Source organism: Methanoculleus nereidis (assembly GCF_032944295.1).
In the GTDB taxonomy this organism is placed as follows: domain Archaea; phylum Halobacteriota; class Methanomicrobia; order Methanomicrobiales; family Methanoculleaceae; genus Methanoculleus; species Methanoculleus nereidis.
Window position 1 is genome coordinate 586,366 of the sequence record NZ_JABFFQ010000001.1, and the last position, 17,568, is coordinate 603,933.

Genomic DNA, 17,568 nt, shown 5'->3' on the forward strand with positions numbered 1-17,568 from the left:
GTGGCGTTCGATCCGTGTGGCGCAGGGACTGTCCTTCGGCGCTCTCAAGGATCCGTCCATTTCTATCTTTGCCGTTATACCCATACGGAGGGCTGTAATCTCCAAATAAAATCCTTATCACAAACATCAGTAGCGGGGCGGAGCCACGGCCCGGAAACTGGCGTCCCGGTCGGGAAACTCGCATAAATTAATATATTTAAATTAACTTGTTTAATTTATAATGATCCATTATTTATACCCGGGCGATGAGATCGATCCTGACCATATCCTACCCCCATCCGGATGACCGGTCATCGAGAGCAGTGATCTCTATGTATGGAACCGCACCTTTTGAGAATTTACTGAATGCCGGAGCAGGAACGAATTGCAAAGCCGGCATCACGGCATTATGCCTTCTTGTCCTCTGCAGCCTTCTTGTCGCACCCGTTTCAGCCGGCATGACCACGACGGAGGTGACCGTCACCAAACTTGCTTCCGACGGAGTGACGGTCCTCAACCAGACGACGGTGGACTGGCAGTGGATGAAGGAGAACCTCCCGGTAATCGGCGACGGAGAGACGATCTACTATATGCAGGGTCCGATCTTTGAGGATGCCTGGAATGAAGCCCACCCGGGTGAGACATACGACCCGTGGAACCCGAGCGAGGACGTCAACCTGATCTATAAGGACCACGGGGAGTTCATGGGCACCGATGTTGCGGATCTGCTCGACCTTGCCGGCGGTGCGGAACCCCAGGATAGGGTGAAGTTCGTCGCATCGGACGGGTTGCCGAAAGAATGGCCTGCGGAGTACATCTACAGCCCCAACGCGAGGCAGGGCCCGTTCTGCCTTGCCTGGTATCACGGTAGCGACACCGGTTATGTGAACCAGAGTTTCACCGATGGGATGCGTCTGTACTTCCTGGGGGAGACGACCAACGCAGACGGCATGCATGTCTGGGGCAACTGGGATATGCATGAGTCCTGGGCCGAAGATTACTGGTATTACTATTCCGGGATCTATCCTTCGGCAAGCGGCGTCTCGGTGCAGAACGTCAAAACCATTACTATCTACAGCAGCGAGACACCCCTGGCGCCGATAGCCGATTTTACGGCTGAACCGGTTGCAGGGGAGGCCCCGCTCACGGTGCAGTTCAACGATACCTCGGCAAACGTCCCGACGGAGTGGGATTGGGACTTCGGGGACGGCATGGCCTCCGCCGAACAGAACCCGAAGCACACATACCAGAACGATGGAGTCTATACGGTGATGCTCACCGTCTCCAACGACCAGGGGAGTGACACCTGCACCCGTGAGAACCTGATCGCCGTCGAGGTGGCCGGGCCGCATGAACCGCAGACGTACGTCGTCGATGCCGATGGAAGTGCAGACTTTACCACCATCCAGGCGGCGGTGGACGCCGCCCGAGCGGGAGACAGCGTCATCGTGAGGGACGGGACTTACCAGGATAACGTCGTCATCGGGAAGAGCATTGTGGTCCGGTCGGAGAACGGACCCGAGAAGACAATCATCCGCGTGGCGAGGACCGAGTCAAAGGACGATCATGTGATCTCCGTCACGGCCGACGGCGCCGTCGTCAGTGGGTTTACCCTGCGGGATGCTGAAACCGGCGGCGCCGGTCTGGGTGTATTCGATGCGACGGGGTGTACCTTCGCGGATCTGGTCTGCACGAATAACAGCCACGGGATCTCCCTGCACGCAGCGCCGGGTAACGAGATTCTGAACTGCTCCTGCAACAACTGTTACCGCGGCGTCGATCTCTATGAGGGTTCGGACGATACGCTTGTGACAGGGTGCAACCTGAGTTATAACGCCGATTACGGTATCTGGGCCGAGTCTTCTGGTAGGAACCAGTTCATCTGGAACACCCTCGTCGGTGCGGAAGGCGGAGGGGCGATCAATCTCAGGGCGTCGTGCGACAATCTTATCGCCTATAACGTGCTCGACTGCTGTAACCCCCAGGGAGCTCACTGTCTTGTGGTAGAGTGGGGTTCGGAGAACAACACCGTTTATATGAACGATTTCTTAAGCAGCGTGCTCCTCGTGACTGTCGATGCCGGGCCGAACGCCTGGAACTCGACTGAACCGTTCTCCTATGTCTATGAAAACCGGACATATTCGGGGTATGTCGGGAACTACTGGGAGAACGTGGGTGGTCGTGGATATACCGGGGAGGATGCAGACGGCGACGGGATCGGGGACACGATATATTCGTTGCCAGTCCATTCGCCGGAGTTCTCCCCCCAGTATGACCGCTATCCGCTGGCGGAGCGGTTCGGGAACTACGTGGGAGAGGGCAACGTGATCCCTCTTTCTCAGGGCTGGAATTTTATCTCGGTGCCGCGAACGCTTGCATCTGGATTGGATACGGCGGCAGTCTTCTCCGGTGTTTCCATGGTCGGCCGCCCGATGTACTCATACGATGCCGTCTCTGGATGGGAGACGCTCCGTGCAGATGACCCACTCAGCCCGCTCATGGCGTACTGGGTGTACTCCGAGACACCCTGCACTGTGCCGCTCACTTTTGATCCGGACCCGGTCAGCACTCCCCCGGAGCGGACTCTCGCTCAAGGGTGGAACGCTGTCGGATTCACCGGTTTCTCTCCAACGTCGGCCCGGAATGCCTTCCTTTCGATTGTGGACGAGTGGAGTTGCGCCATCGGGTTTGGCGCCGGGGAGCAGCGTTATGAGGTTTCGTTCATCAATGGAGCACAAGGGGCCCATGGGGATGGACGCGACCTCGAGCCGATGCAGGGCTACTGGGTCTTTATGAGATCTGCAGGACGCCTCTGTGCAATCAGCGGGTGAGTTGCATGGGACGAACCGGAACGGCGGTGATAACACTCGTTCTTCTCTCTGCCCTGGTATCCTGGGCCTGGGCGATTCCCGCCCTCCCCTGCGCCTTCCATGGCAGCGTGACGATCGACGGGAACCCGGCCCCGGTCGGGACGACAGTTGCCGCCCTGATCGACGGCGAGACACGTGGAGAGATCACGACGACCGAGATCGGAAAGTATGGTAATTACGCGGAACTTGGAGACAAACTGGTGGTCGAGGGGGACGATGATGATGGCGGGAGGACGATCCGTTTCACGGTGAACGGAGTGTATGCCGGGGAAACGGCGACATTTAAGGCCGGTGACGGCCGTCGTTTCGACCTGAGCGTCTCGACGGGTGGCAGCGGCCCGTCTTCCGGCGGTGGCGGCAGTTCTTCTGCCGGCGGTTCGGGGACCACGGCGCAGAGCACCACACCGACGACCGGACAGACACCGGGGGCCGGAGAACTTCAGACAACCTCTACGGGTACGGTGACCCGGTCGGTCACGGTGACGACGGAGGACCGCATCTGCACCCTGGCGGTGGCGTCGGGCGTGGTCGCCACCGGTGCCGACGGGAAGCCGCTCCGGGAAGTGATGGTTGAAACGGTGAACGAAGGCGCCGTACCGCCGGTCCCCGGCGGTGCGACCTATGCGTTTGCCGGCCGTGCGGTGAAGTGCGGGCCAGCGGGGGCGGTGTTCAGTCCTGCCGTCCCCCTCACCTTCACCCTCAGCGAGGAAGAGTGGTCGCACCTCCGGGCCGCCGACCTCTCTGTCAGGTGGTACGACGCAGCGGCGGGCGAATGGGTCGGCCTGCCGGTCGAGGTGGACGCGGCCACGAGGACGGTGACGGCGAAGGTCTCGCATTTCTCGGTCTTCGCCCTGTTTACCGGGGAGACAGCGTCTTCGCAGGCGGTTGAGACGCCCCTTGCCGAGGCTTCGGCCGGCGAGACCGGAGCTCCTGCAGGTGGACCAGGGTCCGACACCATCCCCGGGGCGGCTCTGGCCGGGATCCCGGTGCTGATCGTCGCTGTCGGAGCCATTTACATCCTGCAGAGACGCAAGAAATCCCGGTGATCCGGGGCGCGCAGGTAAGCCCTCCGCGGCACCTGCGTAAATATTCTACCCCAATTTATCATTTATCGCTCCTTTGTCATCCGTTCGGTTTCATATCCCGGTTCAGGGGGTCGTCCTCCCGATGGCCGGGCCCGGAAAGGCCAAAATTCATTCGATTTAAGGCTGATCTTTCGGGCTCCACAATATTGCATATACATCGCCTGGATATCGATTAGCTTCGGTTTACGTGGCACTCCTCATAGATGCGAATCTGACTGATAAACCTTGTTTATTAAACACACTATATTATATCGTTCGTTACTGAAATTGGAATTGTTTAAAGAGGAGTGTAAAAAAAACATGCTTTCCAGAGAAAGACTTCCCTCGCACCGGGCTGCATTCATTGCGGTCATGACGATGAGCATTGTACTGCTCGTCCTTGTCACGCCTGTCGTGGCGGCAACAACGAGCGTGACCGTAACGAAGTATGCCGATAACAACTACTCGCAGAGTGTCGATTCCGAGACCTTCAACCTCGCCGAGCTGCAGGCGCTCTCGTCGGTCTACAGCAACGGGCCGGTCTACATGCAGGGCCCGACCTTCGATCCGGGCGACCCCTGGGGCGACGGCGGCCAGAACATGATCAACTTCTATGGTCACAACGGTTCCCGGGTCAGCAACATCACCGATGAAGTCGGCGGCATGAGCGACGGCGACGAGCTCAAGGTCCAGTCAAGCGACGGGTTCCCCCTCTACTTCGGCTACGACAACGTCTACACACCGAACAGCAGTCAAGGCGACATGATCGTCGCCTGGTGGGACTCTGATTACGGCTTCGTCCCCCATTATACCTACGGGATGAGGCTCTTCTTCTACACCCCGGCGTCTTCCCCCGGCGTCGACGATTCGCTCAACCTGACGCTCCGCGATATGGAGGCGTCGTTCGATCCCTGGTATCGTCACAACTATACCGATAGCAGCGGCAGCTGGCCGTCGGCAAAGGGTCTCTCGTCAAAGTACGTCCAGTACCTGAAGATCTACCCGCCGCACCGCTACGACTTCAACACTACCGGCGACACCGTCGAGTACGCGTATGAGGGCGGCGTCGGCGCCTCTCCGGGCCTGAACAACCCGAGCGGCACCACTGTTGACACGTCGAAGATCGCAGACGACGACAACGACGCTGACGAGTACAACACATTAACCCTCGGCGAGTACGCTGCCCAGCGCTTCGTCTTCAACGTCACCGAGAGTGCGGGCAACATCGAGAAACTTGCCGTCACCTGGGTCGGGACCAGCAGCCACGACGACTCCAGTGCCGACCAGGGCGCCACCACCTACATCTGGAAGGACGGTACCGGCTACGAGGCGCTCACCGGCGACATTACCTCAGACATCGTCAACTACGTCGTCAACGGGAATGTCACAGTGCTCGTGAAGCAGAACGTGACGCATGTTTATGAGGAGGAGGAAGATCTGTCTTCTCGCGTTGCAACCGACTACGTAGGGCTCGTGGTGACCCATCACCACGCCAACTAACCCTTTTCTTTGGTGATTACAATGAAAAAATCGATTGGAATATTCTGCCTTATCCTGCTTGCTCTCCTCGTCGCACCAACTGCGGCCGCGACCCTCTACGTCGACGACGACGGTGGAGATGGGGTTTACACCACTATCTCGGAGGCTCTGGGCGCCGTTACAGAGGGCGACACAATCTTCGTCAGAGCAGGGACCTACCCGGCATTTTATAGCATAACCGTGCCTAATCTCACCATTAAGGGTGAGGGGGCCGCTTGTGTCACAGTGGATAGCACAGGAAATAGTCTCAATATCGGAGAACAGGGGGCCGGAACAACATTCGAAGGACTTAGGATCCTCAAAGCCGGTCAGGTGGCGACATATGGTTCAGATTGCATTATCAGAGACTGTGTCTTTGACGGGCTGACAGGATCAGCCACCATACTAATTCGTGCGCCGAACTGCACCTTTGCAAACAACAGCGTTCAAAACCTATTATCTCCTACGACCAATACAGGAGTCAATGTATACAGTGCATCTGCCAGGATCGTCAACAACACCTTCGTCAACATACCTGTGACCACCAGCGCCCTGTATATCAGGAAAGAATCTACAAATGCAACCATCGAGGACAACCTCTTCGAGAACTGCACAGGATCTCGCCCTCTCACCCTTCGTGAAGTAACAGGCTGCACCGTCGCCAACAACACCTTCAAGAACACTCACAATGAAGCAATTAGACTATGGAAGACAACGGCAACCGACAACGTTATTACCGGGAACTCTTTTGGTGGCACCGCCATCTGCTTCTATGACACCGGCGACGGAAACCGGTTCTACCTGAACAACAATATATCGGGTGCTGTTCTTTACACGGACAGCACCGCCCCGACCACCACCTACTGGAACGCCACCACCCCGGTCACTTACACCTACAAGGGCACGGAGTACACCGGCTACCCCGGCAACTTCTGGTCGAATTACACCGGCGACGACACCGACGGCGACGGGATCATCGACACCTCGTATGTCCTCCCGGACGGCCTCGGCACCGACCATGCACCCCTGGCGGGAGCGTGGAAGGACGGCAGTATCGCAGCGCCGGTGCAGGAGCCGGCGACCCTCTACGTCGATGACGACGGCGGTGATGGGGTCTATACCACCATCCAGGCGGCTCATGACGCCGCATCGCCAGGCGATACAATCTGTATCCTGCCTGGCACTTATTCAAGATTCATTGTCGAAATACCTCACCTGACCATCCAGAGCAGAGACGGAGCCGATTCTGTCATCGTGGACTGTCAGGAAGGTGAGGGACCCAGGATCCCAGACGCTGAAAATTGGAACGCGACAGGGACAATTCTCGACGGATTAACATTTCTCAATGGGAAACCAAGTTTTCAACTTGGAACCTATGGTCCTGCCAATGACTCGATTGTAAGGAATTGTATACTAAAAGAAATGGTAGGAGGCAATTTAGTTCCAAAAGGTGACAATATTACGCTTGAGAACAACACCTTCATGGATGCTACGGCAACTCTTACTTGTGCCGTGATGCTGAGAGATTCGACAAACTGCAAAATCACCAACAACACATTCACCAATATTACAACCGGACTCGGGGCCATCTTTATCTACAAAACAACGGCAATCAACAACACCATCGCCGAGAACACTTTCAACGATATCAACGGAAACACCTTCTACTTCCGTGACGCCGGCGAGAACAATCGGTTCTACCTGAACACCAACGCCTCGGGCGTCGCCCTTCACACGGGCACCGCCGCCCCGACCACCACCTACTGGAACGCCACCACCCCGGTCACTTACACCTACAAGGGCACGGAGTACACCGGCTACCCCGGCAACTTCTGGTCGAATTACACCGGCGACGACACCGACGGCGACGGGATCATCGACACCCCGTACGTCCTCCCGGACGGCCTCGGCACCGACCATGCACCCCTGGCGGGAGCGTGGAAGGACGGCAGTATCGCAGCGCCGGTGCAGGAGCCGACGACCTGGTACGTCGACGACGACGGGGGTGCGGACTTCACCACCATCTCCGATGCGGTCTCGGCATCGACCGTGGGCGACACCATCGTCGTGAAGGACGGTGCCTACACCGAGAACGTCCTGGTGGACAAACTGCTCGTCATCCGCACCGAGAACGGTTCCGATGCCGTCACCGTCACGGCTGCGGCCCCCGACAAGCCGGTTTTCGACGTCGACGCCGACGGCGCAACCGTCGAAGGGTTTGCAGTCCGCGGCCCGACGAACGAGCACATCGCGGGGATCGAGATCGTCGGCTTCAATAACTGCGTCGTCACCGGCAACGACTGCGCCGGCTGTTATAACGGCATCCACCTCGGCGGCACGGCAGCGAACAACACCGTCGAGAAGAATTCCTGCCACGAGAACACCCGCCGCGGCATCAGCCTGCGCGACACCGCCCACGACAACCTGATTTACAACAACACCTGCGAGAACAACGCCGACGACGAGATCTGCGCCAAAGACCAGGCTGCAGACAACATTATCTGGGCCAACACCTTCGACGGCACCGTTGAACTCGCCACCGCGAACACCTACCACTCCCCGGCCGAGGTGGCCTACACCTATCGCGGCACGGCATACACCGGCTACGTCGGCAACCATTACTCCCTCTACACCGGCGCCGACACAAACGGCGACGGCATCGGCGATACTCCCATGTCGTTTGGCACCTACGCGGACGACTACCCGATGATGGGTTCATGGCAGGACGGCATCATCACGTATACCACCCCTTCAATCGCCAGGATTGCCCTTTCGCCCGATTCTGCGGCACTCGTGCTCGGTGAGACGCAGCAGTTCGACGCCACCGCCTACGATGTAGCGGATGCGCCTGTTGTGGAGACCGTCTTCGTCTGGGCCTCCTCAAACACCTCGGTCGGCACGGTGAACGCCACCGGCTTCTTCGAGACCCTCGCCGTCGGCACGACCGATGTCACCGCCACCGCAGGCAGTATTACCGGTGCGGCAACCGTCACCGTCGCCGCAGCGACCGCCGCAATCGAGTGGGCTCCGTATGTCACCGGCACCACGACGACAACGGCCACGATCCACTGGCGGACCGACCTTCCGTCGAACGGTAGCGTTGAGTACGCCGACGAGACCTACTACGCCGCAAACGGCGGCTACGAGCACACGATCGACGATCCCTCGGTGACTGACCTCCATCACGTAGACCTCGCCGGTCTCGCTCCCGGCACCCGCTACCATTACCACGTCGTCGCCGAGGGTACCGCTACCGGCGACCGCACCTTCAGCACCTTCCCGGAAAGCGGAGAATTCACCTTCATCGTCTACGGCGACACCCAGGAGTCCCAGAGTTTCACCCAGCTCGAGCGGCATAGCCTCGTTGCCGAACGCATCGCCGCCGAAGAACCGCTCTTTGTCCTTCACCTCGGCGACACCGTCAACATGGTGGACGATGCGGCCGAGTGGGAGAGATTCTTCGAAGCCGGTGACCCGGTCTTCGCGAACACCAGCTTCTTCCCGGCCCTCGGCAACCACGAAGAGAACAGCAGCGCCTATTACGACGCCTTCGGCATGCCCGAGTGGTACTCCTTCGACTGCGCCGGGGCGCACGTTGCCGTCCTCGACTCCAACACCTGGATCGGCGACCGGATGGACGACGAGACCGCCTGGCTGGAAGCGGACCTTGCTGGCGAAGACGACTGGAAGTTTGTCGCCTTCCACCACCCGCCCTATACTTCAGAAGGGCGCAATCCCGGCGGCAACATCTACCTGCGTGAAGAATGGGGGCCGGTGATCGCCAATGAAAGCGTTTCGGCCGTCTTTTCCGGTCACGTCCATGCCTACGAGCGCTATCTCGTCGACGGCGTCAACTACGTCGTCACCGGCACAGGCGGCGGCCCGCTCTACCCGCTTTCGACCGAAAGGCCGGACGGCTACCAGAACAGCCTCGAGCACACCCTGGGCTACACGAAGGTGATCGTCCATGAAAACGGAAGCGCCACGATGGAGTTCGTTGAGGTGGCTCTCGTCTCGGACGACAATAACGAGGTGCTCGAGATCTACCCGGACGGGATGAGTTTTGATGCTTTCACCCTGACGGTACCCGAAGCCCTCCCCGACCTTGCCGTGACCTCTCTTGAGGTCCCGGCATCGGCCTCCACCGGAACCACCTACACAGTGACGGCAACGGTCGAGAATACTGGTGATGCAGCAGCGCCCGGGACGGCCGTCGCCCTCACCGTCGACGGAACAGAGGTCGGGCGGAAGGAGATCTCCGCACTCGGGCCCGGCGGCAGCGCTACTGTGGCCTTTGCATGGACACCGTCCGCCTCCGGGACCATGGAGGTTGCCGTCCAGGTCGATCCGGACTGCACGGTGACCGATGCCAACCGGGCGAACAACCTTCGTTCCGGGAGCGTAGCGGTCGAGGGTGGGTCTATCGGCCCCTCCATAAACGATACCATCGTCCTCAGCCGGGGCTGGAACTTTGTCTCGACACCGAGAAGGCTCTCGGCAGGAAACGATACCGCTGAGATATTCCTCTCTGTGGATATGGCCGGCCGACCGCTGTATGCTTACGATGCCGCGACCGAAACATGGCTTCAGATGAACCCGTCCTCTCAGGTCCGCCCGCTCCAGGGTTACTGGGTCTATGCCGACCAGGACGCATCGGTCCCGCTCTCGTTCAACGAAGATCCGCTTCAGGCTCCGCCGGAAACGACTCTTTCCCGGGGCTGGAATGCGATCGGGTTCTCCGATACGATCCCTGCACCGGCACGGGATACTCTGTCGTCCGTCGGTGATGCCTGGACGACCCTGATCGGCTACGATGCCGGAGCCGGTGTGTACGAGACCTCAATGATCAACGGCGCTACGGGCCTTCACAGCGATATGGGGGAGATGAAGCCGATGCAGGGCTACTGGCTCTACATGACCGGTAGCGGGACGCTCTGCGCCATCAGTGCCTGAGGAGCTGCTTGCCCGGTCTCAGGCAATCTCCTCTTCTTCCGGAACCGGCAGCCTGTCTGACCTCTCCCGGAACCCCCTCTACTTCTTCACCGCGTACACCAGGTGGACCGTGCCGTGCTCCATCGGCACGGCTTTCCGGAGTTCCAGCGCCGCCCGCCCCCCGGCCCGGTCGAAGAGCTTCTTCTCACCCTCGCCAACGATGACCGGGTGGACGATCAGGCTGATCGTATCCGCGATCCTCTCCCGGATCAGGACGTTGTTTAAGTCGGGACCGGAATCAGAGACCACCCGCGTTATCCCGAACCGTTCCCCGAGTTCCCGGAGAGCACCCCGGAGGTCCACCCGCTCCGCCCCGCACTGGATGAACGGGTATTCCCGCTCGCGGAGGTAGTCGAGGTAATCCTCCGGCGTCGCTTCCGAGACGAGGACGACGACGTCCTTCGTGTGCTCCATCTTCCGGTAGAAGTGGAGCAGATCTTTGAGCACACCCCTGCTGTCGACGATGACACAGAGGGGGCGGCGGTCGTCCGGCTGCATTTCGGGCCGGTGCCGGTCGGCCTCCGTCTCGGGCTCGCTGATGTCCATGAATAGTTCGATCCCGGTCTTTGCCGTAGTCGAACCCGCGAGGACCGCCCCCGGCTCGAGGGCCAGAAGAGCGCCGTAGTGCAGGCCGAGGTCGACCTCAAACCCCGTCACCGCGTGGTCGAGGCTCACGCTGTTGTGGATGATGACTTCCGGGTACATGCGGGAAGGGTACGTGCATCGGGGATATAGCCTGCGCGGATTCTACCCGATACAGAAAGCCCTATCCCCTCTCCCGGCCGAGAACTCTCTATCGGAGGATGGCCCGGCCTGACCCGGTCCGCCTTCCCGGAGGATACCCGATGGAGATCCCGCACAGCATCTCAGACCGGATGGCCCGGAGCATGGCCGACCGGGAATCGCTCCTCTCGCCCCGGGCGACCAGGAACGCCGATTACCTGAGGAGGTCCGGCCATAAACCCGAGGAGCCGGTCATCCGGCCGCCGTTTTCCCGCGACGCCGACCGGATCATCCACTCGAAGGGCTACTCGCGTTACATCGACAAGACCCAGGTCTTCTACCTCGTCGAGAACGACCACATCACCCACCGGGTCCTCCACGTCCAGCTCGCGTCAAAGATCGCAAGGACGATCGGGCGGGCTCTCGGCTTAAACGAGGATCTTATCGAGGCTATCGCCCTCGGCCACGACATCGGCCACGTGCCCTACGGCCACCTCGGCGAGAAGTTCCTCGACGAACTCTGCACCGAGCATGGGCTCGGGGGGTTCCGGCACAACGTCCAGAGCGTCCGGTTCCTCGACGTCGTCGAGGACTGCGACCTCACGCTGCAGGTGCTGGACGGGATCCTCTGCCACAACGGCGAAACTAACGACCGTATCCTCACGGTTGAGGGCCAGGCCGACTGGGACTCGTTTGCGGATAAGATGGAGAAGATCGAGAAGGAAGGGGATGCTTTCCCCCTCACGACAGAGGGGTGCGTCGTCCGGTGCGCCGACAGCATCTCCTATCTCGGCCGCGATCTGGCGGACGCCCTCGAGGTCGAGGTCATCGATGAACGGGATCTCGATAACTTCCCGGAGAACTGCATGGACTTCTTCGGTATCGCCGGACATAAAAAAGAAGCATTCTCCGATATCAACCGAAAGGTGCTCGACGTCCTGATCCGCGACATCATTGCCGGGAGTTACGATGCCGACTGCATCGCCTTCTCGGAGGAGGCGTCGGCGTGCGTCGCGGCCTTCAAAGAGTTCAATATGCAGCACATCTACGAAAACCCAAGGCTCCTCGCGAACCAGAAGAAGATCCGGTTCATGTTCCGGTACCTCTTCGACCGAATCCTTGAGGATATCGCAGAAGAGCGCGAGGCTTCACCGGTCTATGAGGATCTCATCAACGCACCGTGGGCGTCCCCGCGGTACATCGCCACCGCCGCGCCGGAAGAACTCGCGCGGGATTTCATCGCCGGGATGACCGATCGCTACTTCGAGTGGGTCTTCCAACAGAGCATCTTCCCGGAGAGGGTCCGGTCGAGATACCGGGGGTGGTGAACCCCCGTGGCCGGCGGTTGAAGTGGGGTTTCATCTGCCCATTATCGCTGTATTTGCCCGAAAATTCTATTTAAAACCCGTGGATGTAACCCGATGGTTCCTACGTATTTTTATATCTCGCTGAGCAACGCATACTATGAATAAGCGATTCCTTATCCTCGGTCTGGCTGCAGTGCTCGTCCTGACGGCCGGTTGCATGGGGCTTGGCGGCCCGAGCCCCAGGGTCGTGGAGGACTCCATGATCCCGGATATCAGCCTATCCAAAGGGCTCGGATATACCGTGAACGCGGTGATCCAGAACGACGGGGGCGACGGCGACGTCACCGTGACGATGAAACTGATCGATGACGAGAAAGGTTTTGTCCGTGACGAGGCCTCGACGGTGGTCTCCATCCCTTCAGGGGAGACAAAGAAGGTCAGCCTCACGCTGGACGGGGACCTCGGCCGGGATTACAGTTACAGTGTCGAGATGAGTTAATCGGAGGGCGTTTCTTCTGGGCTGACTTCCAGCCCTGATTACGGGGGTTCAGGCCCCCTCTCCGACCCGATACGATGAGGCCGAAACATAACAGAGTCATTTTTTTACCCCTCCCCCAAATGGGATGTATGGAACCGTCCCCGGGGATCTACGAGCAGGTCATCAGCGAATACCTTGCATCGAAACTCTCCGGTCCGGAAAAAGAAGGGAGGGTCTTCAAAGACCCTCTTGCGCGCTTCGATCCCCAGACGGTTCTCTCACGATATCTCGCGAAGATCCTCAGAACGGCCCTCCAGTCTGCCGATGAGGCAGGAGCCTCGCTTGAAGAGCAGGTCCTGATCTGCAACCGCCTCATCGAACACCTCGGTACCGAACTACGGGATAAGACTCTTGAACGGTGTAAGATCACGCCCGAAGCAAAGGTCTTGCTCGCCCTTGTGGAGCGCAATCGCCTCTCTGCGCTTAATATTACTGCACCCACCCGCCCCGAGACTTCTATCGCGCAGAGTAGCCTCTTCACCGGGTCTCCCGGAGAGCCCGGGCTCGTGGATGAACTCAGGAAGGAGATCCGGACCGCCGATCGTGTTGACCTCCTCATCTCGTTCATCAAGTGGAGCGGGCTCCGGCTGATTCTCGACGATTTAAAAGAATTTGTCAGGCATGGCCAGCTTCGGGTGATCACGACCTCGTACACCGGGGCAACCGATATCAAGGCGGTCGAGGCCCTTGCAGCCCTTCGGAACACCACTGTCCGGATATCCTACGATACCGACAGAACCCGGCTGCACGCGAAGACCTACACGTTCCACAGGAACAACGGCTTCTCCACATCCTATATCGGGTCATCTAACCTCTCGAACCCCGCGATAACGAGCGGCCTTGAGTGGAACGTCAAGGTCACCGAGCAGGACTCATATGATATCATCCAGAGGATCGAGAAGACGTTTGAGACCTACTGGAAAGATCCGGAGTTCATCGAATACACGCCGGAGAGCCGGGAGCGGTTGCAGCGTGCCCTCTCAAAGGAGAGGCGGAGTGAGATAGATCTGCGCCCGGTCTTCGACATCACACCCTACTATTACCAGAAAGAGATCCTCGAGCGGCTGAAGGCGGAGCGGGAACTGCACAACAACTACAAGAATCTCATAGTCGCCGCAACCGGGACGGGGAAGACGGTCATATCTGCGTTTGATTACAAAAGCCTCGTCCAGAGGCCGGGGGAGTATCCCCGTCTGCTCTTCGTTGCTCACCGTGAGGAAATCCTGAAACAGAGCCTCCAGGTCTTCCGGGGGGTTCTCAAAGACCAGAACTTCGGGGATCTCCTCGTCGGAGGGAGCGAACCTCCGCAGATCGAGCATCTCTTCACCTCAATCCAGAGTCTGAACAGCAGAAACCTCCCGGAGATCACGCCTCCGGACTATTACGACATGGTCATCGTTGACGAGTTCCATCATGCCGCAGCGCCCTCATACCAGAGGCTGCTCACCTACTACACCCCGGGAGTCCTCCTCGGACTCACCGCAACACCGGAACGCATGGACAATCTTGACATCCTCGAATATTTCAACGAAAAGATCTCTGCTGAGATCCGGCTTCCTGAGGCAATCAACCGGAAGCTGCTCGCCCCGTTCCATTACTTCGGTGTCACCGATGTTGTCGACCTCGATGGCGTGCCCTGGAAACGGGGAACTTACGACTCCACTGAGCTCTCCAGGCTCTACACCGGGAACCAGCAGCGGGCAGACCTGATCATCAGGGCTGTGCAGGACTACACGACCGATCTCCACGAGATCATCGGGCTCGGGTTCTGCGTCTCTGTTGAGCATGCTGAGTATATGGCTGCAGCGTTCCGGGAGGCAGGTATCCCTGCGGCCTGTCTTCACGCCGGAAGTTCACGGGAAGAACGTTCCACCATCCAGAAGCGGCTGATCGATCGGAAGATCCACTTCATCTTCGTCGTCGACCTCTACAACGAAGGCGTTGATATCCCCGAGGTGAACACCATCCTCTTCCTCCGTCCCACCGAGAGCCTCACGGTTTTTATTCAGCAATTTGGGCGAGGGCTCCGTCTCTCGGACAGGAAGGAGTGCCTGACGGTCCTTGATTTTGTTGGCAATCACAACAAAAACTTCCCGTTCGGTGAGAGGATTGCAGCGCTTCTCTCTCCTGGCGGGAAAACCCTGGTAGAACAGGTCTCTCGTGACTCTTATTCGCTTCCGAAGGGTTGTTATATCCACTTCGAGGAGAAGGCCCGGGAGAAGGTTCTTGCAAACATCAGGGCAAATATAACGAATCGGGCCACGCTCATCCGCAAGATCCATTCGTTCGAAGATGAGACCGGCGAACCTCTCACTTTCAAGAAATTCCTCCAGCGTTACAGCCTGCAGCCTCTCGATGTTTACCGAAGGGGCACGTTCTGTTCGCTGGCCGCAGAGGCGGGTGTATACCCGGGGACCTACGCGGATGAACGCCTCTTCCCCAGGACCGCCGCAATTAGACTGGCGACACTGAATTCCCCGGAAGCAATCCACCTCATCAGGGATGCGCTCTCCGACCCCTGCCATTACTCCCCGGCGGCTCTCTCGGACCGCGAGAAGAGCATACTGGCACTCTTCTACTACTCGCTCAGCGATGTACCTCTTCGTGACGAGAATATGGGTATTGAAGAGATCTTCTCCGATCTCTTCGCATATGATGAGATCCGGCGTGAGATCTGCGACCTCCTTGAGTATAACGGGGCACATATCGAGTTCCTCCCAAAACCCGTCGACCTTGGTTTCGAGAACGCCCTCGAACTCCACGCTACGTACACCCGGGCCCAGGCTTTTGCAGCACTCGGCCACTATACCCTGACCCGGAAACCGGCGGGGGGCAGCCGGGAGGGGGGTTGTGTACCTGGAGGATAAGAAGGCCGATGTGTTCCTGGTCACCCTGAATAAGACCGAGGAGCACTACTCGCCCACAACGATGTACAAGGACTACGCGGTCAACGAGAACCTCTTCCACTGGCAGTCCCAGAGCACCACTTCGGTGTCTTCGCCGACCGGCCGGCGCTATATCGAGCATGAACGGTGGGGGAGCAAGGTCCTTCTCTTCGTCCGCGAGTACAATAAGGTCGGCGGCGTCACGCAACCGTATCTCTTCCTCGGCACCGCCCGGTACGTCTCCCACGAGGGGAGCCGGCCGATGAGCATTACCTGGGAACTCGATGACCCGATGCCGCCGGGCTTCTTCCTGAAAGCGAATAAGATGGTGGTTGGATAGCGCCCTGCCGAAACATACATCGCGGCCGGCGTCGGATCATGAATGAATGAACCCCTGCTTGCCTGGAGGAGGCGTGGTACAATCCCGATGAACCACCGGTGCCCGGCCGTCCTGGTCCACGGGTGGCGGAGCCATCCCGGCATCTGGAACCGCCTCACCCCGGGACTCTCGGAGGCCGGTGTGCCCTTCTGGAGGTTCGACCACACCGCGATGCAGGGCGCCGGGACGGAGACGATCGCTCTTGCCCTCCAGGACTACATCCGCGCAAAAAGGAAGGAGACCGGATACGGCGGCCCGGTCGACATCGTCTGCCACTCGATGGGAACGTGCATCGCCCGGTACCTCCTCGAAGTCCTCGACGGCGATAAACGCGAAGAAGACGTCCGGCAGCTCGTCGGGATCGGCCCCCCGAACAACGGCTCGGCCATGGCCGAACTCTTCAACGACCCCGAACGGGGTCCGGAGGTGATCCGGCGGCTTATCGGGGTGTTCGTGCCGCAGGACTACGACCCCCGGGAGGACACCATCGTCCAGGAATTCCGGCCCGGGAGCCGGATCGTTGCGGCGCTCCGGGATGCCGGAACCCGCGACGACATCGACTACCGGATCCTCCTCGCCGCGAACCTCACCGCGACCCCGGCGTTCTTCCCGGCATTCGGCGGCAGGACCTGGGAGTTCGCTCCGGATGGAGGGTGGCGGACGACGTATTCCGGTGACGGCATCGTCCCCCACACCGACTCACTCCTCCCCGGGGTGGGGGTGGAGGTGCTCCCGGCAGACCCCGGGAACCTGGCCCGGCACCCGGAGCACTACTGCCACACCATGCTGCCGAGGAACCCCGAGGTCGTCGCCCGCGTCACGGAGTACCTCTCGCCCTCCTCACCTTCGCTGTAAGGCCTGCCGTGCGGCCTCCGCCCAGGTGTTGATCGCCCGCTCGAGATCCTCCCCGGCCTTGCGCGCCGCCTGCTCGATGCGTTCGTGCCCCTCGGGCGTCCCTAAGAGGTGGTGGCCCGCGTTCATTACATCGTTGACCGCTCTTCGGACCGACTCTGATGCCTCGTGCATACGGTCATCAACGGTAGGAGAGGCCGGTGCCGGCTCCTCCTCCGGTGCGGGGGCGGGGTCGACGACCCACCGCCCCTGTTCAAAGCGACCTTCAGTCTCGCTCATAAACGTGGGTGTAGGTCTGCCCGGGATAAAAACCTGGCTCTTTCACATCGCCTCTCCCCTATCGGCCGGTCAACACCGGGTGGTACCGGCAGGCCCGGGGCGCGGTTCTTTCCGCACCCGGGATTGCCCGGTTCGGCGCCGTAAATGTCGGCTCCCGGCACGCATCGGAAGTGGAACGGCAT

The 17,568-nt window shown here is 59.6% G+C and carries 11 protein-coding genes; 9 read left to right on the forward strand and 2 right to left on the reverse strand.

Features of this window, described 5'->3' with window-relative positions:
• Positions 1–437 precede the first annotated feature (437 nt).
• The 4 genes from HL657_RS03160 (at position 438) to HL657_RS03175 (ending at position 10,384) form a co-directional block, all read left to right on the forward strand.
• Positions 438–2,810 carry a NosD domain-containing protein gene (locus HL657_RS03160; protein ID WP_317295376.1) on the forward strand — a complete coding sequence of 791 codons (2,373 nt, stop codon included), beginning with the start codon at positions 438–440 and terminating at the stop codon, positions 2,808–2,810.
• 5 nt (positions 2,811–2,815) lie between these two features.
• Positions 2,816–3,895 carry a hypothetical protein gene (locus HL657_RS03165; protein ID WP_300182347.1) on the forward strand — a complete coding sequence of 360 codons (1,080 nt, stop codon included), beginning with the start codon at positions 2,816–2,818 and terminating at the stop codon, positions 3,893–3,895.
• 339 nt (positions 3,896–4,234) lie between these two features.
• On the forward strand, positions 4,235–5,413 hold the full coding sequence (locus HL657_RS03170) for a hypothetical protein (protein ID WP_317295377.1): 1,179 nt from the start codon (positions 4,235–4,237) through the stop codon (positions 5,411–5,413).
• A gap of 21 nt (positions 5,414–5,434) precedes the next feature.
• Positions 5,435–10,384 (forward strand): NosD domain-containing protein, encoded by a 4,950-nt coding sequence (locus tag HL657_RS03175; protein WP_317295378.1) that lies wholly within the window; start codon positions 5,435–5,437, stop codon positions 10,382–10,384.
• A 78-nt stretch (positions 10,385–10,462) separates the two neighbouring features.
• Here the strand turns inward: HL657_RS03175 and HL657_RS03180 are convergent, their stop codons facing one another.
• A complete protein-coding gene (locus tag HL657_RS03180; protein ID WP_317295379.1) occupies positions 10,463–11,128 on the reverse strand; it encodes a dihydrofolate reductase family protein in 666 nt (221 codons plus the stop codon).
• A 140-nt stretch (positions 11,129–11,268) separates the two neighbouring features.
• Between HL657_RS03180 and HL657_RS03185 the strand changes: the two genes are divergently transcribed.
• From HL657_RS03185 to HL657_RS03205, 5 genes are all read left to right on the forward strand, one after another.
• Positions 11,269–12,474, forward strand: a complete 1,206-nt coding sequence (locus HL657_RS03185) for a deoxyguanosinetriphosphate triphosphohydrolase family protein (RefSeq protein WP_317295380.1) — start codon at positions 11,269–11,271, stop codon at positions 12,472–12,474.
• Positions 12,475–12,610: 136 nt separating this feature from the next.
• Entirely contained in the window at positions 12,611–12,952 is a 342-nt protein-coding gene (locus tag HL657_RS03190) for a hypothetical protein (RefSeq protein WP_317295381.1), read from the forward strand.
• A gap of 128 nt (positions 12,953–13,080) precedes the next feature.
• Positions 13,081–15,858, forward strand: a complete 2,778-nt coding sequence (locus HL657_RS03195; RefSeq protein WP_317295382.1) for a DEAD/DEAH box helicase family protein — start codon at positions 13,081–13,083, stop codon at positions 15,856–15,858.
• A complete protein-coding gene (locus tag HL657_RS03200) occupies positions 15,842–16,216 on the forward strand; it encodes a DUF3427 domain-containing protein (protein WP_317295383.1) in 375 nt (124 codons plus the stop codon). The genes HL657_RS03195 and HL657_RS03200 overlap by 17 nt, the downstream gene beginning before the upstream one ends.
• 42 nt (positions 16,217–16,258) lie before the next feature.
• Entirely contained in the window at positions 16,259–17,110 is an 852-nt protein-coding gene (locus HL657_RS03205) for a lipase family alpha/beta hydrolase (protein WP_317295384.1), read from the forward strand.
• Here HL657_RS03205 and HL657_RS03210 read toward each other — a convergent pair.
• Positions 17,096–17,386 carry a hypothetical protein gene (locus HL657_RS03210; protein WP_317295385.1) on the reverse strand — a complete coding sequence of 97 codons (291 nt, stop codon included), beginning with the start codon at positions 17,384–17,386 and terminating at the stop codon, positions 17,096–17,098. The genes HL657_RS03205 and HL657_RS03210 overlap by 15 nt on opposite strands.
• Positions 17,387–17,568 lie beyond the last annotated feature (182 nt).

Excerpts from the sequence above, each read along its gene's own strand:
- HL657_RS03175 (WP_317295378.1), top strand. The coding sequence starts at position 5,435 with ATGAAAAAATCGATTGGAATATTCTGCCTTATCCTGCTTGCTCTCCTC.
- HL657_RS03165 (WP_300182347.1), top strand. The coding sequence starts at position 2,816 with ATGGGACGAACCGGAACGGCGGTGATAACACTCGTTCTTCTCTCTGCC.
- HL657_RS03185 (WP_317295380.1), top strand. The coding sequence starts at position 11,269 with ATGGAGATCCCGCACAGCATCTCAGACCGGATGGCCCGGAGCATGGCC.
- HL657_RS03205 (WP_317295384.1), top strand. The coding sequence starts at position 16,259 with ATGAATGAACCCCTGCTTGCCTGGAGGAGGCGTGGTACAATCCCGATG.
- HL657_RS03210 (WP_317295385.1), bottom strand. The coding sequence starts at position 17,386 with ATGAGCGAGACTGAAGGTCGCTTTGAACAGGGGCGGTGGGTCGTCGAC.
- HL657_RS03195 (WP_317295382.1), top strand. The coding sequence starts at position 13,081 with ATGGAACCGTCCCCGGGGATCTACGAGCAGGTCATCAGCGAATACCTT.
- HL657_RS03180 (WP_317295379.1), bottom strand. The coding sequence starts at position 11,128 with ATGTACCCGGAAGTCATCATCCACAACAGCGTGAGCCTCGACCACGCG.
- HL657_RS03190 (WP_317295381.1), top strand. The coding sequence starts at position 12,611 with ATGAATAAGCGATTCCTTATCCTCGGTCTGGCTGCAGTGCTCGTCCTG.
- HL657_RS03170 (WP_317295377.1), top strand. The coding sequence starts at position 4,235 with ATGCTTTCCAGAGAAAGACTTCCCTCGCACCGGGCTGCATTCATTGCG.
- HL657_RS03160 (WP_317295376.1), top strand. The coding sequence starts at position 438 with ATGACCACGACGGAGGTGACCGTCACCAAACTTGCTTCCGACGGAGTG.